Raw genomic sequence first — 20,729 nt, forward strand, 5'->3', positions numbered from 1 at the left:
CGTTGTTTGTTATGCTGTGCGGATTTGGCTTTTGGAAGGTTGGCACGTTTTCAGGACATACCGCTGCTGGTTTTGTACCACCACATGCCATTGATGGTGGCAATCATAGGTGAATTGATAGGGCAGGGCTGGGTCTATCCCACTGTCGGCCTGACAGCAGACCTTATAGTCCACATGCCCGTCAACATTATATTTTACCACCGTGATCGTATCTATATCACCGTCCTGTTCAAGCGCGAACCACGCGCCCTCACCGATGCCGCCCAGCCAATGGGCGCACTGCGGCACGGTGGGCGGCCTTTCCGGCTCGCCGATGCTGCCGGCTCGCCGATCGCAGGGCAGGAGTTGAGCTTTGGAAAGCGAAAAGTTGTGCCGTAGCAAATCGACCTGGAAACGCAACGATTGCCACCGGGTCATGGCTGCTGCTTTTAGCATGCCGTGGTGGTAGCAATAAACCGTTTTATCCGGAGCGGCGTTGACGACATTGCTCATCGGGCTTGGCTTGAAGCTTTCCGGATACAAGACCCTGCGTCTTGCAGGATTACACCTGCTCCAGCCCGCAAGCAATACTTGTGCAACAAAACGCGAACAGCTGTTGTTTCCCCTGGCAACGGCACCGTATTTTACCGGTCCGCCATCGACAATCTGTTGAGCAACGCGACTGGCCGCGGTATACGATAGGTCGGTCGCCATGGAAAAGAATAACCTGCCGCCGCCGTGGGTCGCACACTCCATTTCTTGCAGTTCGCGTAAGATGGCCTGTAGATTCAGGATTCGCCCATCTCGATCGAACTGTGCGCGAGTGAATAATGCAAGCCGCGGATCGGATTCTGCGGATCGCGCCCTGCCGTACCCACGGGGCGTAACATATCGACCGAAATCATAGTAAGCGAGTAATCCGCTTTGGCGGTGTATCAAAACAATTGCTGCGTGGCCTACGCGGAAGTTTAGGTTTTTTACGATGCCGACCTGCTTGAGCAAAGCCATCCACCGCTCATCACCTCGGGCTGTTTTGTCAGGCCATGCGATGACCAAAGCTACGTCAACGTTACTTTCCAACTGATCTCCGTTCACTGATTTATCCACGGCAGTGAAGTAACCTTTTGAATCTGTAAAGATTTGGGAAATGTAAGCTAATCATCGCTGATTGTGTTGTTTGTACCAGAAAACTTACCCAAGTGGCGTAAATTTTTCATGATATTGTTGCGGAAATTACCATTTTTGCAATCCAGATGAAACATTACGCGACAAACCGCCATTTATGAAAGAGATTATTGATAGAATCACGCTTAAGCCCGTGATTCTGATTTTAGGATTAACCTTACTTTTTGCCGTAAACGCCTGCAACAAGCGCAGCGGTAAACCGCGGATATTGGTATTCAGCAAAACAGCCGCTTTCTACCATGAGTCTATACCGGCGGGCAATTCCGCGTTGCTCAAGCTTGCCAGCGAACACGGATTTGCTATCGACACGACCAGCAACGCTGAATGGTTTAATGAAGACAGCTTAGCAAAATATTCGGCTGTGGTGTTTTTGAGCACCTCCGGCGACGTGCTCAACCATTATCAAGAAGCCGCGTTCGAACGATATATCCAGGCTGGAGGCGGTTTCGTGGGCATCCACGCGGCCTCCGACACCGAGTACGACTGGAGATGGTACGGCCGGTTGGTTGGCGGCTATTTCAAAAACCATCCGCAACCGCAGGAAGCTACATTCCATGTAGTGGACTCCCTGCACCCAGCTACCGAGGGGTTGCCTGCTACGTTTACCTACAATGACGAATGGTATAATTTCAAGAAGCTCAACCCAGCTATCAAGGTGTTGATCACGATCGACGAGTCAAGCTACGAAGGAGGCGAAAACGGCGATCACCATCCCATGGTTTGGTACCATGATTACGATGGTGGACGGTCATTTTTCACGGCCTTCGGCCATTCAGCCGAATCCTTCACTGATTCGCTGCATTTAAAGCTCATACTCGGCGGCATCAGGTATGCCATTGGAGAGAACCGAAAACTGAATTACCGGAAAGCAAAGACTCAGCTGGTGCCTGAAAGACAGCGTTTCGTGAAGACGCAACTGCATCAAGGCGGCCTCTTTGAGCCCACAGAGATGGCTATACTGCCCAGTTTCGATATCCTCGTAGCCCAGCGGCGCGGGGAGCTGATGTTATATGAGCAGGAAACTCAAGCTGTAAAGCAAGTTGGGTATCTCGACGTTTACCACCGGACGGAAGTTCCCAATGTAAATGCCGAAGAAGGGTTTATGGGACTGGCACTGGACCCTGATTTTGAGAAAAACAACTATATATACGCATTTTACAGCCCGGCTGATACGTCCGTAAACCGTTTGTCGCGGTTCGTGTATGATTCGGAGAAAGACACCCTGGATACGCAATCGGAAACGGTGGTGTTGCAGTTCTATTCGCAACGCAACATCTGTTGCCACACCGGCGGTTCCATCGCTTTCGGGAGCGATGGACTCTTGTACTTGTCCACAGGCGATAATTCCACGCCTTTCGACCAGCCGGACCCTTCAACATTCAAAAACCGTGGGTTTGCCCCGTTAGACGGCCGCCCGGGGTTTGAGCAATACGACGCGCGGCGCTCCGCCGGCAATACCAATGACCTCCGCGGCAAGATACTTCGTATCAAAGTACTGCCCGATGGTGCGTACGAAGTACCCGATGGAAACCTGTTCGCCGAAGGAACGGAAAAAACCAGACCGGAAATTTATGTGATGGGCAATCGCAATCCGTACCGGATTTCGGTTGACCAGAAAACCGGGTTCCTTTATTGGGGAGAAGTTGGCCCTGATGCAAATAACGATAGCCTGGAGACACGTGGCCCGCGCGGTTATGATGAAATAAACCAGGCGCGCGGGGCGGGTTTCTTTGGATGGCCCCTGTTCGTGGGAGACAACTATGCTTACCGGGCATATGATTATGCTACGGGACGTTCCGGGGCACCGTTTGATCCGGCAAAGCCTGAAAACAATTCACCGAATAATTCCGGCATGCAGTGGCTTCCCCCAGCGCAGCCTGCCTTTATCTGGTATCCGTACGGGGCTTCCCCGGATTTCCCGCAGCTGGGCACGGGCGGCCGGAATGCAATGGCCGGGCCGGTGTACTATTCGGACATGTTTGCTAAAGCGACACGATACCCCGACTACTATGACGTGAAATTGTTCATTTACGACTGGATACGCGGATGGATCAAGGCTGTGACGATGCTGCCCAATGGTGACTTCGAAAAGATGGAACCGTTTATGGAAGGGGAGTCTTTCGCCAATCCGATCGATATGGAGGTGGGTAAAGACGGTCGTTTGTATATCTTAGAATATGGCAGGGGATGGTTTGCCAAGAATCCCGATGCCGGCATCGCACGGATCGACTACATCGCCGGCAATATTCCGCCGAAGGTAGGTGATATCACCGTTGAGAAAAGCAACGGCAGGGTGCCTTTTACCGTAAAAGCAACGGTAGAAGCCGAGGATTACGAAAATGACAAACTTAGCTACACGTGGAAGATCGGCGAAGCTACCTTACAGACCGACGAACCGTCCTTGACCTATACCTTGGACAGGACGGGGGAATATGCGATTACCGTCACGGTAGCTGACGCCAAGGGGGAAGCCGAAAGTAACCCCGTTATGGTCTATGCGGGCAATGACAACCCTGTCGTAGACATCGTTTTGACAAACAGCGCTGGTTTTTACGCGCCGGGTGAAAACATCGGATACGAAGTGAAGGTAGATGACGGCGGTCGTCCGATAGACACTGGCAACCTGGTAGTCGCCGTCGATTACATAAAAGGTACTGATTTAGCCGGTGCATCCCTAGGCCATCAACAGGTGTCCGAGATCATCTTGGGGCGTAGTTTGATGATGGCTTCCGATTGCCAGTCGTGTCATAAAATCGACGAGCCCAGTGTAGGCCCGTCCTATATGCAGGTAGCTTCACGGTATAAAGGCCGGCAAGGTGCATCAACGTACCTCATGGAAAAAATCATGCAGGGCGGCAGCGGGGTCTGGGGTGAGGTAGCAATGGCCGCACACCCTGATATGAAGGAATCGGAGGCCCGGCAGATTGTGCAGTGGATCATGTCGCTGGCAGATGATCAGGCAGTCAAAAAGAAGTCGCTACCCGCAAAAGGTACGATCGTTGCCCGTCCACCTTCCACCGGGGATGGTGAGCAGACGGTACTACGCATCACTGCGCAGTACACCAACAGCCCGGGAATGGGAATCCGTCCGTTGTCAGGCTCCAAGACTGTCGACTTACGGCCGAAGGAAAGCAAGGAGTGAGCAGCGGGTTTTAGGTGCTTAGCCGGTTTTAAGGTGTAGGTGCCGGACTAACAACTATTCGGCTATCGAATAACAATACAGGGTCCGGCCGCCTTCATTGCAGATCAGGAAGTCGCCGCCTCCATCCTGCAACGGACCGTAATAAAACAGCGGTCCGCAGTCGGTTGGAATATTCCGGAGCAATGTATCGATGCTTGTGGGTTGCCTGCCGTGGTGCTGCTCGGCATACTTATCAGCTCTATTCTTTTCGCCCGATCGGCTTCGCAGATGCCTGCCACGGCCATCGTAGACGAGCGTTCGGTTTGTAGCTTGCACCTCGATAAGCAGGCTGCCATCATTTTCATGATAACCGGTGACGCGTTCTGTCGCCCTGTGCGGAAGCCGCAGTGAAAATCCCGGCAGCGGGTCACCTTCGGTGTCTATGCGATACAGCCTTTCGGCGGTCGCAAATATCAGGCTATGATCATCCAGTTGCTGGATACGGCCCACAATAGCACCCGGCAATTGGGCATTCCATAACTTGTCTCCGGTTATCGAAATGGCATAGAGGATGTGATAAGCGTCTTGCACCATAACAAACTTACTGGTGTCGTCATATGAAAAGACGGCGGGTTCAATTGTCGGCTGCGCATTTAAGTCAAAAGCCCACGTCAAATTCGGTGCCAATGACGGCCCGGCTTCGGCCGCTGTGGTCAGCGGGGTGGATTCCCCCTCAGGGGTCTCATGTGCGTCTTGTTTTGACTGTTCGTGCTGCGCCAGGTTCGAAAAGTAGAAGTAGGAGGTAACCAGTATGGCAATAAACACGGCAGCTGTGACGATTAACAAATTCCTCATCCTTTACAAACGTACCACAAAAAGTGCCATTTTCCAACCTTCTTGGATATCATGCCAATTATAATTATGTTTGACGAAATATTGCGATTATAAGTTAGCCTTAAATTACATCATTGACGCGTCGATGAACAAACGGATTATACTCACCGCATCTTTCTTTGGTTTCGCTGCAGTAGCATTGGGCGCTTTCGGTGCGCATGGTTTGGAAGGGAAGATCAGTGAGAGCCATTTGGAGACCTGGGAAACAGCGGTAGACTACCATTTCTACCATACGCTGGGATTGCTGTTTCTGGCTACCTTCTCCAGGGCGAAAAACAACTACATCAAGTTTTCTTTCGTTACCTTTACGCTGGGGATATTGTTGTTTTCGGGCTCACTTTATCTATTGAGTACCCGTGCGGTCACAGGCTTCGGCAATCCATCGGTTTTAGGGCCGGTCACGCCGATCGGTGGACTTTGCTTTATTTTAGGCTGGATCGGATTATTTGTAGCGACGATCAAGAACAAAGGATAACGTGTTTGAACTTACGGAAGGAAATGCCCACACACGGACAACGTTATTTGTGGAAGTGGTATTGCCGTTGGCCATTGCTAAAACCTATACCTACCGTGTTCCCGGTGTTTTGAATGCCAGGGCGATGCCCGGTGTCCGCGTCATCGTGCAGTTCGGCAAGAATAAAGTGTATTCAGCGGTTATTTACCGGGTGACGGATCGCCCCCCGGAGCTATACGAAGCGAAGTATATACTGGATGTGCTGGATGATCGACCCATCGTCGACAGCAACCAGTTGCAACTTTGGGACTGGATCGCATCCTATTACCTGTGCACACTTGGCGAAGTAATGCAGGCCGCGCTTCCGGCAGCACTGAAATTGGCGAGCGAGACGAAAATTATCGCAGCTAAGTTCAACCATACAGATCGTTCCGATTTAAATGACAAGGAGTTCCTTATACTTGATGCGTTGGATATTTCGCCTGAACTGAAGGTGAGCGATATTGTGAAACTGCTCGGGCAAAAGACGGTTTTTCCGATACTAAAACGGTTGTTTGACAAAGGACTTATCCTGATCTCGGAAGAAATAGCGCCTAAATACAAGCCCAAGATGAAGACCTATGTCCGTCTGCATCAAGACTATGCGGATGGTTACGGCCGAAAGGCCTTGCTTGATTCGTTGAGTAAGGCACCCAAGCAGCTGAACGCGGTACTGGCTTATCTGCAATTAGACCGGCAGCATCCAAAAGTGACCAAGGCGGACATCATGGAGGCGAGCGGTAGCAGTGCGGCAACCATCGCAGCGTTGGTTGAAAAGGAAATATTTACCACAGAAGATCGCGCAGTAAGCCGGTTGGACGGCGAGGATGTCGAAATTACGGGCGAGTTTACTTTCAATGAGGCGCAGGCGCAGGCGTTCAGTGAAATTAAGGATAGGTTTACCGCGAAAGACGTGGTGTTGCTCCATGGTGTGACGGCGTCGGGTAAGACCCAATTGTATATTCGCCTGATGGAAGAGGCAATAGCCAAGGGCGGCAACGTATTATACCTACTGCCCGAGATTGCATTGACAACGCAAATCACCGAACGCCTGCGGGCGCATTTCGGCAACAGGCTGGGCGTCTACCACTCACGCTTCAATGACAACGAGCGTGCGGAAGTATGGCACAAGGTACTCAACAACGAATATCAAGTGGTCGTCGGCGCAAGATCGGCTGTATTCCTGCCTTTCCAGGCATTGGGACTTATTATCGTTGACGAGGAGCATGAAAATTCCTACAAGCAATTTGACCCCGCGCCGCGTTATCACGCACGTGATACTGCCATTTATCTTGGCCATATCCATGGCGCGAAGGTACTGCTGGGGTCGGCTACCCCGGCCGTCGAAAGCTACTACAATGCCCGTGCAGGAAAATATGGGTTAGTGGAATTGAAGCAGCGTTTCGGTGAAGCCAAATTGCCTGAAATCGTTACCGTGCACATCGGCGAGGAAAGCCGTAAGGGAAATATGTTTTCCTACTTCAGCGGCACCCTGTTGCAGGAAATGGAAGCCGCATTGGCCCGACAAGAACAGGTGATTCTCTTTCAGAACAGGAGAGGGCATACACCGGTTTTACTATGCAATACCTGCGGTTATATCGCTAAATGCATCCATTGCGATGTAAGTCTCACCTATCACAAAAGTAGCGGCAAACTGCACTGCCATTATTGCGGATTTTCCGAGGATCCGATACAGGTGTGTCCCGCATGCGGTTCAACCCATATTGAAAGTAAGGGGTTTGGTACCGAACGTATTGAAGAAGAATTGGAAAGCCTGCTGCCGAACGCTCGTGTCGGTCGCCTCGACTTGGATTCGACAAGGGGGAAGCATGGGTTTGACCGCGTGTTGAATGCGTTTGATGAACACCGGTATGACGTGTTGGTGGGCACGCAAATGGTAGCTAAGGGGTTGGATTTCGGGAAAGTGAGCGTAATCGGTATCATCAATGCCGATGGCTTGATCAATTATCCCGACTTCAGGGCGTATGAACGGGCATTCTCCCTGCTTGCTCAGGTCAGCGGAAGGGCTGGACGGCGCAACAGCAGCGGAAAGGTAATGATCCAGTCTTATGCGCCCAACCATCGAGTGATCCAGCAAGTGATAGACAACGACTACGAAGGCATGTTCATGACGGAAGTGACTGAGCGGAAAAATTACGGTTATCCGCCCTTTTATCGGCTATTTAAAATCGATGTAAAACACAAAGAGCAGCAGGTAGTTCACGATGCGGCTCATCGCTTGGCTGCTTCCCTGAGGGAAGGATTGGCCCACCGCGTAAACGGACCCGAAATGCCCTTGGTCGGTCGCGTACGCAACCACTACATCTATAGTATCCTGATCAAGGTTGAGCGTGCCGGTATCAGCATGCCAAAAGTAAAGGAGCTGCTGAGAACCATCCTGTTGCACTTCGAAGCCAGCAAAGCCAATAAAGGTGTCCGGATACAGGTCGACGTAGATCCCTACTGATTGATCAGGCCAAAACTATACTGAAGCGTGACAGCCGCTACGGGAGCGAAAAAATATTCCCAGCGGTAACGTTTGGTTTGATCAGGAACACCGGTAAATGAATCATCAGCATAGTTGTTTACCTTTTGGTAGGTGTATGCCATGTTGAAATTCGCCTCGGCGCCAATGGCGACCCGGGGGGCGACGTAAAGCTTCAAACCGATAAACGGCGAAAACAACGCCGCGTTTTTATTGTCCTCCGCAAATACGGCCGTGTTCTCATAGCCCTTGGTGAAGAACCGTTGGATCATAAAACCGATGTCGCCACCGAAATAAGGTTGGAAGCGGGAATAGCTCACGCTTTTTTCAGCCCCCACTTTCAGCGCTGTATTCCGGAATTTTCCATTGACAACCGGCCCGCATCCCTCACATTCGTAATCGAACGATACATCGCCGTTAAAATGAGCCGCCTGAAGGCGGTAGCTGATTTGGTTGTCGTTGATCTTGAGCATTATGCCGTTGAGGTACGAATTACGGTAGGGTTGTGCCGAAGGCTGGTTAAGCAATTGTGGAAACTGTTCATGCGCATAAACCCGCAGGGCTACGGTATACCAATAGTCGGTATTGAAATGATAGTGATTCTTTTTGGGAATGGTCGGCGTAGGATAAGCAACGGTGTCAATTCTTGTCACCTGCGCCGTCAACTCCTGAAGGCCGATGCACAGTAAAAAAACACATAAAAGAATATACCTCATTTGTAAAACGTTTATTCCGTGCGAAAATAAAGAATAAAATCGGATATCAATGGATCGTTAGCTGAAAATGAATCATCATCAGATTATCGGTTAATCTCTGTATTTTTGGGCCGCAATGGCGTATAAATTTATAGACAACTACCGGGAACGGGGAGCGCGCAAGCAGTTGGTGGAACTGCTCAAAAAGCGCGGGATTACGGATAAAAACGTATTAACGGCCATCGGCAAGGTTCCGCGGCATTATTTTTTTGACGAGACGTTTTGGAACCAGGCCTACAAAGACATTGCGTTTCCCATCGGCGACGGACAGACCATCTCCCAACCCTATACCGTAGCCTACCAAACCGAATTGCTGCATATCAAGCCTGCAGACAAGGTGTTGGAAATCGGTACCGGGTCCGGTTACCAAACGTGCATTTTGATGGAATTGGGGGCGGAGGTCTACACCATAGAGCGACAGCCAAATCTCTATAGCCGTACAATTCAGGTGTTGCCATATATGGGGTACCAACCACATTTTTTTCTTGGCGACGGGTCGAAGGGCGTCCCTGAGCACGCGCCTTACGATAAGATACTGGTGACCGCGGGAGCACCGTTTATTCCCGATATTATGCTGAAGCAGCTCCGTATCGGTGGGGTAATGGTCATTCCCGTAGGTAATGAAAAGGAACAGAAGATGGTTACCATCCTGAAGGTGGCCGAGCAGGAATACGAGCGGATTGAACTGGATACCTTCCGCTTTGTGCCGCTCGTCGGAGACCAAGCGTGGTGAGCGGTTGGTAGGCGAAGGCGTGGGCGATTATTGAGGTGATACTAATATGATGGAAAAAATATTATGACAGCAGACATTTACCAGCATTATCGCAAAAATACAGCGGAAGCCAACGGGCGGTTGTCCGCATTGCGGAAACAGATCAATGGCAATTCCCTACTACGTCTCGCCACAATCATCGGTGGGGGTGCGGCGCTGTTTATTGCGGTGCAATCAGAGCATATCGGTTTGGTGATGGCCCTTTTCTTCGGCACCATCATCCTTTTCATGTCGCTGGTGTGGCGGCAAAGCAAGCTGGAAACACGAAGGGCTGCCCTCGAAGATTTCCTGGCCGTCAACCAAAATGAAATAGACATCTCCGAAGGAAAGCCGAATCAGTATTCTGACGGGAAGATATTCAACGATGCACACCACCCTTACAGCGGCGACTTGGATGTGTTCGGTCCTTCATCATTGTTCGCATTGGCCAACCGCTGCAGTACCGTGCAGGCGAATCGCTTGTTGGCGGACTGGTTGTCCGTGCCCGCCGATGCGAAAGCCATTGCCATGAGACAACACATGGTGAAGGAATTGGCCGCCGATTGGGAATGGTGTCAACAGCTCCAGACCAGGTTGTGGTTCAACCTGCGCCAACCCGAGGATTTCAGGAAGCAGTTCGGCCACTTTCTGGCCAACCCGAATGTTGCACTGGGAAACACCTACGGCCGTATCTACGTCAAGGCTGCACCATGGCTGATGGCGCTTGTCGTGGGACTCGCAATTTTCTTCCCAGCTATGTCGAGCATTGCCGCTTTCTTCGCTTTGGCTCACCTGCTGGTAGCGGTCGTCTATGCGAGAAAGGTAAACCGTATCGCCGAACTGGTGGGCCGGGCCGGGCGCCTGCTGGGAGCGTTGGCGGCATCTGTTGAATTGATTGAACAGCGGAAATGGCAAAGTCAGCTGGGGAAGGATTTGCTGTCGTCATTGCGGACTCAAAAGGACGGGAAAACGGTTTCTGCTGTTTTCCGTCAGCTGGGCACACTGATCGATCGGTTGGACCGTCGGTTGAATATGCTGGTTGGGGCCATGCTCAATATGGTTGCACTTTGGGACTTCAGGCAGGTATTTGCGATCCTTGATTGGCGCCGGCAATACGGTGAAGATATGCTCCAAGCGTTTGATGCCGTTGCCGAAGCTGAAGTGCTGGTCAGCCTCGCCGTCTTGAGCCGAAACCATCCCCATTGGGCATTTCCCGAAGTGGTCGAAGCAGCAAAGCCCTTTGTCGTGGCAGAAGACCTATCGCACCCACTGATACCCGACAGTGTGGCCGTAGCAAATAGCTACCGCATGGATGATCACCGTGTCGCATTGATCACCGGATCGAACATGGCGGGGAAAAGCACGTTCCTACGTACCGTCGGAAGCAATGCGGTATTGGCGTTCTGCGGGGCACCGGTATGTGGCAAGCATATGAAACTACCCGTTTTCCACTTGGTCACCTATATGCGTATAGCCGATTCGCTAAACGAGAGCACGTCGACATTCAAGGCAGAGCTAAACCGCATACAGCTCGTCTTAAGCACGGTAAAGCGGCAGCCGGATACGTTTTTCCTTGTCGATGAAATGCTGCGTGGTACCAATTCGAAAGACAAATACCTTGGATCCAAGGCCATCATTAAACAGTTGATCGCCGATGATGGCGTAGGTATGGTCGCAACACACGACTTACAGCTGGCTAAACTAGCCGACGAATATCCCGGTGTGCTCGTCAATTACCACTTCGATATTCAGGTTGCAAATGGTGAGATGCTGTTTGATTACAAGCTTAAAGCCGGAGAATGTACGATTTTCAATGCGTCCCTGCTGCTGAAGGAAATTGGAATAGAAATAGTAGATTAGCTTGTTATCCGTTATCCTTTCATCACCCGGGCCAATTCGCGTTTGGTATCACGCTCCTTGATGGTTTCCCGTTTGTCGAAGTCTTTCTTTCCCTGTGCCAACGAAATTTCAACCTTCGCAAATCCACGTTTGCTGATAAAGATGCGCAGTGGAATGATAGTGAAACCACGCTCCTCACTCTTGACCTTCAGTTTTTTGAGCTCCTTTTTATTCAATAGCAATTGCCGGTCGCGTTTAGCTTCGTGGTTGTAGAATGACCCGTGTGAGTATTCGGCTATGTGCATGTTGCGGATATAGAGGCCATCATCGAAAAACGTGCAGAACGAATCATTGATGTTTGCTTTGCCTTCCCGTATGGATTTGATTTCCGTGCCCAACAGCCTGATGCCGGCCACATACGTGTCCAGCATGTGGTATTCAAAATAGGCCTTTTTATTTTTTATATTGATGTCCGACGATAGTGCCATGTGATATGATGTAATGCGTGTAACGTATAACCTTAAATGGGTTTGCAATATATATTTTGTGCCACCTTCTCCGAAATACTTATTTTCTCGCCCCCGATTTCAATTGCTACGGAGTGGTCAAAGTCGAATTTCTGCACGACGGTCAACCGGCGCCGGATACCCAGGCCGATCTGGCTCACATATTGGAGGAACGACGGGCTATTGTCTCTCACGGCAACGATCAGGTATGGCACACCCGCATCAGCATCGGCCAGTGTCTGACGAACCTCGTTGGCGTAGGCCCCGTCGGCCGACGGGATGGCGTCGCCGTGTGGATCAAATTGCGGGAAACCCAGGAACTTATCGAGCCGCTCCACCAGTTTCTCCGACTTGATATGCTCCAGTTGTTCAGCAATGTCGTGTACCTCATCCCAGCTGAATCCCAGCTTTTCAAAGAGGAATGTTTCCCAGAGACGGTGTTTGCGAATGATAGCAACAGCCAATTCGCGTCCGGTGTCCGTAAGCGATATCTTTCCGTACTTCTCGTAGTTGATGAGCTGTTTCTCCTTCAGCTTTTTTAGCATATCGGTAGCCGTTGCGGGGCGTACATTGAGCTTGCCGGCAAGCTGATTGGTGCCCGCTTCACCCGCACGGCCCCGCTCACCGGTGATGCGCAGCAACGCCTTCAGGTAATTTTCCTCGGTAACGGATAGCATAACCGCAAACTTAGGTAACTTACGACGCATATGCAAGCCAATCCGTTGTTCTCGCTTCGGGTTTTGAACACATACACATGTCGCTGATCGCGGTTCATTCAAACAAAAGAAGGCACCATGGGTGCCTTCAGTCATTTTTTGCAGAAAAAGCGGTACGTTAAGCTTTCAAACTCAGCTCCTCGGCCATAGCCTTGCCGATTTCAGCAGGAGATTCCACCACGCGGATTCCGCATTCACGCATGATTTTCATTTTTGCCGCCGCCGTGTCATCCGCACCGCCTACAATAGCACCTGCATGGCCCATGCGGCGTCCCGGAGGCGCAGTTTGCCCCGCGATAAAGCCCACAACGGGTTTTGTGCCATGCTCCTTGATCCAATGGGCCGCTTCAGCTTCCATGCCACCGCCGATTTCACCGATCACGATGATGCCCTCCGTTTCGGGGTCGTTCATCAGCAGTTCTACGGCCTCCTTGGTTGTTGTGCCGATGATCGGGTCGCCACCGATTCCGATCGCCGTAGTGATGCCAAGTCCCGCTTTGACTGTCTGATCTACGGCTTCATAGGTTAGTGTTCCCGATTTGGAAACCACGCCCACATTGCCTTTTTTAAAGATGAAGCCGGGCATAATACCGATCTTCGCTTCGTCAGCGGTGATGATCCCTGGGCAATTCGGCCCGATGAGCCGGGAATTTTTATCGCTCAGGTAAGACTTTACCTGGATCATATCTTTGGTGGGAATACCTTCAGTAATGCATACAATGACGCCGATACCCGCGGCGGCTGCTTCCATGATTGCGTCTGCGGCAAATGCCGGTGGGACAAAGATAATGGATACATTGGCGCTCGTTTGATCCACGGCTTCCTGCACGGTGTTGAATACCGGACGGTCAAGGTGCGCCTGGCCACCTTTGCCGGGGGTCACGCCGCCCACAACGTTGGTACCGTATTCAATCATTTGTGAAGCATGGTAGGTGCCCTCGTTGCCCGTAAAGCCCTGTACGATTACTTTGGAATCCTTATTTACTAATACGCTCATTGTTCTGGTTTTTTACACCGCAAACTTAGATAAAATTGCATTGATATGCAAATTAGCAAAGCGACATATCCGAGCAATCTATCGATTCTTATCAGCCGCAGAAGAACAGGTTTCGATAGGTGAACCAAGGAATAATTTGTTGTTCTCATTTGGGCTCGTCGCGGGCGTTGATATGGAGGCTGGCGTAGAAGCTCCACAGCACGATGCCGATCGAAACAGCAATATTCAGCGAATGCTTGGTGCCCGATTGCGGGATTTCAATGCAGGCGTCCGCCAATGCCATGATTTCATTTGAAACACCATGGACCTCATTACCGAATACCAGCGCATATTTTTCCCCGGCTTTGGGCACGAATTCCTGGAGCGGGATACTCCCTTGAGCCTGCTCAACAGCAACGATGCGATAGCCATCCTCCTGGAGCTGCCGGATGGCCGAAACAGGGTCTGCAGCATAGGTCCACGCAACGGATTGCGTAGCGCCGAGCGCGGTTTTTTCGATTTCCCGGTGAGGCGGAGTGCCGGTGATGCCGCATAGCGCGACCTTTTCCAGGGCAAAGGCATCCGATGTGCGGAATGCTGACCCGACGTTGTGCATACTACGAACATTATCGAGCACGAGGGCGACCGGAAGCTTTGCCTGTGCTTTGAACAGCTCGACCGAGGGCCGCTGCAACTGATCCATGGATAGCTTTTGCATGGGGCAAAGATAACTAAACTCCGGAAGACCGGAAGTCCGAAGAAGTTCATTCCAGACTGTGGCAGGCCGGTTTGTTCAATGGCGCTATGCAAATTAAAGGCGAAATAAGCTGGTTAGGGCGAATGCCATTAAAAATTATACGGTTTTGTTTTGAATGTTGAGACGAACGTGGTATCTTTGCGGTCTGAAAAGAAAACGAAAAAAAATAGCTATAAAATTAAATGGCAAATCATAAATCAGCACTTAAAAGAATCCGCACCAACGCTGCGAAGCGTTTAAGGAATCGTTACCAGGCCAAGACAACGCGCAACGCGGTTAAAAAATTAAGAAACACCACTAATCCAGAGGAGGCAAAGGCAATGTTGCCAAAGGTGATTTCCATGCTTGACCGCTTGGCCAAGAAAAATGTTATCCATAAAAATAAGGCTTCGAATAACAAATCAAAGCTGACCAAATTGGTAAACAACTTGTCATAATAAATACTACAGCTATAGTGAAAAAAGCCGTCTTGATTAATCAAGACGGCTTTTTTATTGTGCATCTGCTGTACAGGCAAAAGAACCTTCCAACGATACAATAGTAACAGCAGCGTTAAGCCAGGCTCTCGGATTTTGTTATAGGCCGGTATTTCTGTTATTTTTATATCAACATTCCCTTAAGAAATTGTAATGTGTCGGTGCGCCCTTTCCAAGAACAGGTGCTGAAGGGGCTCAGCAGGGAGAATAGCCTCGCTGTGACAGGATAGCAACAAAAGGCCTGGTCTAACCATGCCAGAAGCCGGATTGAAAATTAGCATCTTTTGACCTAAGTTTGCCGTCAGTAAGTTTTAAACCGATATGTCCAAATTTTCGCAATATACAGAAGAGCAGTTGGTCGGCCTCATCAGGGAAGGCGATGCGGCTGCATTTACGGCGATGTATGACAAATATAAAGAGCGGCTGGCGGTTCGGTTATTGCAGTTGGTGCGCAACGAGGCCTACGCCGAGGAGCTGCTGCAGGATGTGTTCATGAAAATTTGGGAAGGACGTGCGCAAATTAACCCTGACCTGTCGTTCAAAGCCTATCTCTACCGCATCACCACCAATGTGGCATTCAATTTCATGAAGCGGGCCAGTAAGGAGCGGGGTATTCTAGCGCAGATCATCCAGTCGTCTACGGAACTGTACAATCACATAGAGGCCGATTTGCTCCGGAAGGAGAATCAACGCCTGATCGATCGCGTCTTAACTGGGCTGTCTGCCCAATGCAGGCAGGTGTTTGTAGCTGTCAAACTGGATGGCTTAAGCCACAACGAAGCTGCTGAACGCTTCGGGATATCGACACATACGGTAAACAATCACCTACAAAAAGGCACTCGCTACTTAAAGGGCTACTTAAAATCATCCGGCGAATTGCCGTTGCTCCTAGTGTTGTATTTGTTTTCATAAAAATCTTCAGGTTTGAGTAGCTGATTTTTCCGCGCCGTTTGTAATAGGAGAAAGCAAGGGGCATTGGCGATGGAACAAGATATCAGACAGCTATTCGAGCGCTACCTTAGGAGGGAGTGCAACGCGGAGGAAGTTACGCGTTTATATGCATATTTCGGCTTGGAAGCCAACGAGGTGCTGCTAAAGGAGCACATTACACGTATGCTCGACAGCGATGATGATACCCCGCGAGCGGTGGAGTATCAGGCCCGAAAAATTGCCGATCGCGCACGCGGCCGGTTACAAGCCCGGCTGGACCCTCAGGCCACGCCGATGCATAACCGCAGTCGGCGCTTGCTCCAGTGGATCCCTTATGCTGCCGCTGTGGCCACCGTCCTGGTTGTCGGGTGGCTGATGACCGGTAACCGGTGGCCGGTAGACAGTGATCAAGTCCTTGTTTCTACTGAAGATATTCCGCCGGCGGCCAACCGTGCCACGTTGACCCTTGCCAACGGCCGCTCGATTGATTTAAGCGAAGCGCAGTCGGGAATTGTCGTGGGAGGCGGAATTAGGTATTTGGATGGCTCTGCGGTCTCGGGTTTGGCGCAGGACACCGGCATGTCCCTATCCACTCCCAAAGGCGGAACGTATCAAATCACCTTGCCCGACGGGTCCAACGTGTGGCTCAATTCAGCATCTACGTTAAAATATTCGAAGCGTTTTGATGACGACGAGCGTGTCGTGGAGCTGGAAGGCGAAGCCTATTTCTCCGTGGCACAGCTAAAGGAAAAGACGGGTAAGCGAAACATACCCTTCAAGGTGTTGTCTGCAGGACAGGTCGTTGAAGTCTTGGGTACTGAGTTCAATATTTCGTCATATAAGGATGAACCGATGATTGAGACCACGTTGGTAGAGGGGAGTGTCCGCGTGGCTACTACCGTTGGCAAAGGCACATCGTTGGTACTCGTGCCGGGCGAGCAGTCAAGTATGTCGGGCGACGGCGTGCTGAAAAGCGCTAAGGCAAACCTTAAAAGAGAGTTGGCGTGGCAGTCTGGCATATTTTATTTCGAGGAGACCAGTCTCGTCGAACTGATGCGACAAGTTAGCCGGTGGTATGATGTCGATATTCAGTACGTAGGTGACGTGCCGCAGGAATCGTATAGCGGGTTGATGAGCCGCTATGTTTCACTCAAGACATTACTCGAATTCTTAAATGAATCCTCGGCTCAGTTTACCTTACGTGGCCGTACACTAACCGTCCAATCGGAAACCCATTAATGCTTAGTTAATAATAACAATTAGAACCAACAGCTATGAACAGAAAGCCTACTTAGTCTTACCGACGGAAAAAACAAACAGGGAAGTGTTTGGAGCCACCCCCCTGTTGCGTTTAGATAAGTCATTTTTAAACCGGAGTTAACAGTTTATTATAAAACCTACCCGAACACAAACTTAAGAAAAGTTCTTCGGTTTGCGTGCGAGGTATAAAAAAAGAAGTAATGCTAGTCACGCCTCTTTTGCGTACCAAAGATAACGAACAGCATAGTTTTTTATTCTTGGTTATGAAAATAACTACAGCTTTGTTACTTTTCGGAGCATTGCATGTCAGTGCCCACTCTTTGTCACAAACCATCACCCTGACAGCCAAAGACCAACCCATTAAGCAGATCTTTGAAGCGGTTTATGAACAAACCCAATTTGGCGTTATCTACAACGACCAAAAGATCAACCCCAACCAAAAAGTGACGGTGATTGCCGATCAAATGCCATTGGAAATGTTTCTGGAGGAAATATTGGCCCCAAGAAACCTGTCTTATCGAATTAAGGAGCAAACAATTTTTGTGCAGAAGGGAGCGGATAAGACGTCCGGAAACGCATCAGTACCTGTGAAGACTGCACAGCAAACCGTAGATGGAATTGTCACAGACAAACAGGAGAATCCGTTGGGTGGGGTAACCGTAAGCGTAAAGGGAACCTCATTGGCAGCCACTACCGATCAGGCCGGAAAATATCGTTTAGCGGTCCCCAACCGGGAAAGTGTGTTGGTGTTTACGATCGTTGGCTACGAACGTTTCGAGATTGCGGTTGGGTCGGAATCAACAATCGATGTCTCAATGGACGAATCCATAAGTGATCTGGATGAAGTGGTCATTGTCGGATATGGCTCACAACGAAGAGCAAATGTCACGGGTTCAGTTGCCACGGTAAAGGGAGACGTGTTGAAGCGCAATCCCGCAGCAAGCACCGTAAATACGCTTGCCGGGCGTTTACCCGGGCTTGTCATGAAACAGACCAGTGGTCAGCCCGGATTTGACGCATCTAGGTTTAATATCCGCAACTTCGGAGCGGCTTTGGTTATTGTCGACGGTGTCGAACAGTCTTTTAATAACATCAATCCCGAAGAGATCGAGTCCATATCGGTTTTAAAAGATGCGTCTGCAGCGATATATGGTGCGCGTGCAGGAAACGGCGTTATATTGGTGACCACTAAGCGAGGCAGCACCAGCGCGCCCACTATATCCGTAAATTCATTGGTGACCGGGCAATCGTTTACGAATTTCCCTAAACCGGTCAATGCCTGGCAGTATGCCACGCTGTATCGCGAAGCGCAAATGAATGCGGGCATCCCTGAGCCACAAGTAAAGTTCAGTGACGAGGATATTGAAAGGTACCGGGCCGGAACAGACCCACAATACCCCGATACGGATTGGATGAGCGTCATCATGCGGTCGCTTGCCTTGCAACAACAGCATAATCTGTCCGTTTCCGGCGGGACGGATAAGACTAAATACTACGCCTTTTTGAATTACCTGGGGCAGGATGGGATGTTTAAGGGTGGAAACACAGGCTACTCCCGATACAACGTTCGGTCGAACCTGGATATCGAAGTCACCCCTTCGCTTACCGTATCATTAGATCTTTCGGGTATCAAAGAGACGGTCAGTCAGTCATCCCGCCCCGCGTCAGAGGTGTGGTTCTGGATGGACTTTTTTGACAGCAGACCAACAGCCCCCGCAGCTTATCCAGACCCGACGAAGGTGCCGAACATTTCGCCCGGCCCTTATAATGCGATCATCAACACCCATGAAGATATCGGAGGGTATTCTAAGGGAGCAAAAAGCTATTATAACGGCGCGTTGACCCTCAATTATAACGTGAAACAGGTTGAAGGGCTGGACTTTAGGTTGAAGCTCAATTACTACAATGAGGGCATTGAACAAAAAATCTGGCGCAAGCAAGCAGAGATTTGGAATTATGACTACGAAACCGATACCTATAGTTTGCACGGCACATCGGAGCCAACACAGCTTAATCAAACGTATGATGATAACCAAATCATCACGGGGCAGCTTTCGGCTAACTACCACCGCACGTTCAACGAACGGCACGCAGTGGATGGTTTGTTGTTGTTTGAGGCCATAGACTATGCCGGACGAAACTTCTCTGCATTCCGCCAGCACTATATCTCAACCGCTATAGACCAGCTGTTTGCCGGAGGGACTGTGGATCAACGGTCAAATGGATCGGCCAGCCAGTCGGGTCGCAAAAGTCTCGTCGGCCGGATCAACTACGGTTTTCAAAACAAGTATTTAGCTGAGGCAACTGTACGGTATGACGGGTCTCCTAATTTCCCGGCAGACCGGCGCTGGGGGTTCTTCCCCAGTTTATCCCTGGGTTGGCGGATGTCCGAAGAGGCATTTATTAAAGACCATGTTTCGTGGATTGATCACCTCAAAGTGCGAGGTAGTATCAGTCAGATGGGGTACGACAATGTCGCTGCCTACCAGTATCTGACGGGGTTCCGCTTCTCCGGTATCTACGTGGTAGATGGAGAGGAGGTGCCTGCTTTGGTCACTTCCGGCCTCCCCAATCCCAACATAACTTGGGAGACGATGACCCTATCAAACTTGGGTATTGAACTGGCTGTGCTCGGCGGCAAGATTTATACTGAAGTAGATCTTTTCAGGCGTTTGCGGGAAGACATGCTGGGAAGCAGGGTCGCATCATTGCCCAATACTTTCGGGGCAAGCCTGCCGAGTGAAAATATAAACAGCCAGATCGCCCGAGGGTTCGAGCTCCAGTTGGGATCCAGGGGGACAAGTGGTCGTTTTCGATATGATATCAGCGCCAATATGTCGCTTGCCAGATCGTGGTGGGAACATTATGACGAGGTCGTGTATACAGATGAGGATGAAATCCGTATCCGTAAACGGACCGGTCAACGCACCGATATCGGTTTCGGGTACCAAAGCGATGGACTGTTTACCAGCCAGGAAGAGATCGATAATCTGCCGTATGATATGGATGGACAAGCGAATAGCACGTTGAGTCCCGGAGATATCAAATTAGTCGATCTCAACAACGATGGCAAAATCGATTGGCGAGATCAAACCATTATCAACAACGGGGGGACGCCGCACATCATGTATGGGCTCAATATGGATTTCCAGTATGGGAATTTTGACCTAAGCGTACTTTTCCAGGGTGCCGCAAATTATACGGTGATGCTCCAACCCGGCAATATCAATATCGATTCGGAAAGAACACCAATGATGGTCATCTGGAACGAGCGGTGGACACCGGAAAACAACAATGCCAGTGCCATCATTCCGCGCCAGCGGTTAGGGCAGTCAACCAACAACTGGAATTCTGATTTTTGGAACCGTGATGCCTCCTATTTAAGGCTGAAGAACTTGTCGTTTGGCTATACCTTTGATTCGAAAGTTATCCAGCCGATCGGGATAAAAGGCCTTCGTATTTATTTCACCGGAGTAAACCTGTGGACGCTAAACCCGCTCCGTAGATACGGACTGGACCCTGAATCTCCCGACGCAACGAGGGGGTGGACGTATCCTATCCAGAAGACCTACTCATTGGGACTGAATCTAACCTTATAACCCACCT

Annotated in this window: 16 protein-coding genes; 9 read left to right on the forward strand and 7 right to left on the reverse strand. The window is 50.3% G+C overall.

Features of this window, described 5'->3' with window-relative positions; genetic code table 11:
* Positions 1-9: 9 nt before the first annotated feature.
* Complete coding sequence (locus ACFOET_RS04430; RefSeq protein WP_379019979.1) at positions 10-1,086, reverse strand: DUF6695 family protein; 1,077 nt, start codon at positions 1,084-1,086, stop codon at positions 10-12.
* Positions 1,087-1,261: 175 nt separating this feature from the next.
* On the opposite strand from ACFOET_RS04430, the gene ACFOET_RS04435 reads away from it, so the two are divergent.
* Entirely contained in the window at positions 1,262-4,306 is a 3,045-nt protein-coding gene (locus ACFOET_RS04435; protein WP_379019981.1) for a ThuA domain-containing protein, read from the forward strand.
* A 54-nt stretch (positions 4,307-4,360) separates the two neighbouring features.
* Here ACFOET_RS04435 and ACFOET_RS04440 read toward each other — a convergent pair whose 3' ends face one another.
* The gene (locus tag ACFOET_RS04440; protein ID WP_379019983.1) at positions 4,361-5,140 is read right to left on the reverse strand and encodes a hypothetical protein; all 780 of its coding nucleotides are present in this window, start codon (positions 5,138-5,140) and stop codon (positions 4,361-4,363) included.
* 124 nt (positions 5,141-5,264) lie between these two features.
* Here ACFOET_RS04440 and ACFOET_RS04445 point away from each other — a divergent pair, with 124 nt between their 5' ends.
* Complete coding sequence (locus ACFOET_RS04445) at positions 5,265-5,654, forward strand: DUF423 domain-containing protein (protein ID WP_379019985.1); 390 nt, start codon at positions 5,265-5,267, stop codon at positions 5,652-5,654.
* Position 5,655: 1 nt separating this feature from the next.
* Positions 5,656-8,139 carry a replication restart helicase PriA gene (gene priA / locus ACFOET_RS04450; protein WP_379019987.1) on the forward strand — a complete coding sequence of 828 codons (2,484 nt, stop codon included), beginning with the start codon at positions 5,656-5,658 and terminating at the stop codon, positions 8,137-8,139.
* Here the strand turns inward: priA and ACFOET_RS04455 are convergent.
* Positions 8,133-8,873: a hypothetical protein gene (locus ACFOET_RS04455; protein WP_379019989.1), complete on the reverse strand. Its 741-nt coding sequence runs from the start codon at positions 8,871-8,873 to the stop codon at positions 8,133-8,135. The two genes, priA and ACFOET_RS04455, sit on opposite strands and share 7 nt — an antisense overlap.
* Positions 8,874-8,988: 115 nt before the next feature.
* Here ACFOET_RS04455 and ACFOET_RS04460 point away from each other — a divergent pair, with 115 nt between their 5' ends.
* Entirely contained in the window at positions 8,989-9,645 is a 657-nt protein-coding gene (locus ACFOET_RS04460; protein ID WP_379019991.1) for a protein-L-isoaspartate(D-aspartate) O-methyltransferase, read from the forward strand.
* 63 nt (positions 9,646-9,708) lie between these two features.
* Positions 9,709-11,523 (forward strand): MutS-related protein, encoded by a 1,815-nt coding sequence (locus ACFOET_RS04465; protein WP_379019993.1) that lies wholly within the window; start codon positions 9,709-9,711, stop codon positions 11,521-11,523.
* An 11-nt stretch (positions 11,524-11,534) separates the two neighbouring features.
* Here the strand turns inward: ACFOET_RS04465 and smpB are convergent, their stop codons facing one another.
* The 4 genes from smpB to ACFOET_RS04485 all read right to left on the reverse strand — a co-directional run bounded on the left by smpB (position 11,535) and on the right by ACFOET_RS04485 (position 14,418).
* On the reverse strand, positions 11,535-11,990 hold the full coding sequence (gene smpB, locus ACFOET_RS04470) for an SsrA-binding protein SmpB (protein ID WP_379019995.1): 456 nt from the start codon (positions 11,988-11,990) through the stop codon (positions 11,535-11,537).
* Between the two features lie 32 nt (positions 11,991-12,022).
* A complete protein-coding gene (locus ACFOET_RS04475) occupies positions 12,023-12,715 on the reverse strand; it encodes a metal-dependent transcriptional regulator (RefSeq protein ID WP_379019998.1) in 693 nt (230 codons plus the stop codon).
* 127 nt (positions 12,716-12,842) lie between these two features.
* A complete protein-coding gene (sucD, locus tag ACFOET_RS04480) occupies positions 12,843-13,721 on the reverse strand; it encodes a succinate--CoA ligase subunit alpha (RefSeq protein ID WP_379020000.1) in 879 nt (292 codons plus the stop codon).
* Positions 13,722-13,866: 145 nt separating this feature from the next.
* The gene (locus ACFOET_RS04485) at positions 13,867-14,418 is read right to left on the reverse strand and encodes an RNA methyltransferase (RefSeq protein ID WP_379020002.1); all 552 of its coding nucleotides are present in this window, start codon (positions 14,416-14,418) and stop codon (positions 13,867-13,869) included.
* Positions 14,419-14,639: 221 nt separating this feature from the next.
* On the opposite strand from ACFOET_RS04485, the gene rpsT reads away from it, so the two are divergent.
* The 4 genes from rpsT (at position 14,640) to ACFOET_RS04505 (ending at position 20,722) form a co-directional block, all read left to right on the forward strand.
* A complete protein-coding gene (rpsT, locus tag ACFOET_RS04490) occupies positions 14,640-14,894 on the forward strand; it encodes a 30S ribosomal protein S20 (protein ID WP_379020004.1) in 255 nt (84 codons plus the stop codon).
* Positions 14,895-15,254: 360 nt separating this feature from the next.
* Positions 15,255-15,845 (forward strand): RNA polymerase sigma factor, encoded by a 591-nt coding sequence (locus tag ACFOET_RS04495; protein ID WP_379020006.1) that lies wholly within the window; start codon positions 15,255-15,257, stop codon positions 15,843-15,845.
* A 69-nt stretch (positions 15,846-15,914) separates the two neighbouring features.
* Complete coding sequence (locus tag ACFOET_RS04500) at positions 15,915-17,102, forward strand: FecR family protein (RefSeq protein ID WP_379020008.1); 1,188 nt, start codon at positions 15,915-15,917, stop codon at positions 17,100-17,102.
* A gap of 284 nt (positions 17,103-17,386) precedes the next feature.
* Entirely contained in the window at positions 17,387-20,722 is a 3,336-nt protein-coding gene (locus tag ACFOET_RS04505; RefSeq protein WP_379020010.1) for a TonB-dependent receptor, read from the forward strand.
* Positions 20,723-20,729: the final 7 nt, after the last annotated feature.

The organism is Parapedobacter deserti (genome assembly GCF_042646065.1).
GTDB lineage: Bacteria > Bacteroidota > Bacteroidia > Sphingobacteriales > Sphingobacteriaceae > Parapedobacter > Parapedobacter deserti.

What these genes read in the sequence shown, in the direction of transcription:
- sucD (WP_379020000.1), bottom strand. Translation starts at nt 13,721, where the DNA reads ATGAGCGTATTAGTAAATAAGGATTCCAAAGTAATCGTACAGGGCTTT.
- ACFOET_RS04460 (WP_379019991.1), top strand. Translation starts at nt 8,989, where the DNA reads ATGGCGTATAAATTTATAGACAACTACCGGGAACGGGGAGCGCGCAAG.
- ACFOET_RS04500 (WP_379020008.1), top strand. Translation starts at nt 15,915, where the DNA reads ATGGAACAAGATATCAGACAGCTATTCGAGCGCTACCTTAGGAGGGAG.
- ACFOET_RS04495 (WP_379020006.1), top strand. Translation starts at nt 15,255, where the DNA reads ATGTCCAAATTTTCGCAATATACAGAAGAGCAGTTGGTCGGCCTCATC.
- smpB (WP_379019995.1), bottom strand. Translation starts at nt 11,990, where the DNA reads ATGGCACTATCGTCGGACATCAATATAAAAAATAAAAAGGCCTATTTT.
- ACFOET_RS04445 (WP_379019985.1), top strand. Translation starts at nt 5,265, where the DNA reads ATGAACAAACGGATTATACTCACCGCATCTTTCTTTGGTTTCGCTGCA.
- ACFOET_RS04435 (WP_379019981.1), top strand. Translation starts at nt 1,262, where the DNA reads ATGAAAGAGATTATTGATAGAATCACGCTTAAGCCCGTGATTCTGATT.
- ACFOET_RS04485 (WP_379020002.1), bottom strand. Translation starts at nt 14,418, where the DNA reads ATGCAAAAGCTATCCATGGATCAGTTGCAGCGGCCCTCGGTCGAGCTG.
- ACFOET_RS04475 (WP_379019998.1), bottom strand. Translation starts at nt 12,715, where the DNA reads ATGCGTCGTAAGTTACCTAAGTTTGCGGTTATGCTATCCGTTACCGAG.
- ACFOET_RS04505 (WP_379020010.1), top strand. Translation starts at nt 17,387, where the DNA reads ATGAAAATAACTACAGCTTTGTTACTTTTCGGAGCATTGCATGTCAGT.
- ACFOET_RS04455 (WP_379019989.1), bottom strand. Translation starts at nt 8,873, where the DNA reads ATGAGGTATATTCTTTTATGTGTTTTTTTACTGTGCATCGGCCTTCAG.
- ACFOET_RS04440 (WP_379019983.1), bottom strand. Translation starts at nt 5,140, where the DNA reads ATGAGGAATTTGTTAATCGTCACAGCTGCCGTGTTTATTGCCATACTG.
- ACFOET_RS04465 (WP_379019993.1), top strand. Translation starts at nt 9,709, where the DNA reads ATGACAGCAGACATTTACCAGCATTATCGCAAAAATACAGCGGAAGCC.
- rpsT (WP_379020004.1), top strand. Translation starts at nt 14,640, where the DNA reads ATGGCAAATCATAAATCAGCACTTAAAAGAATCCGCACCAACGCTGCG.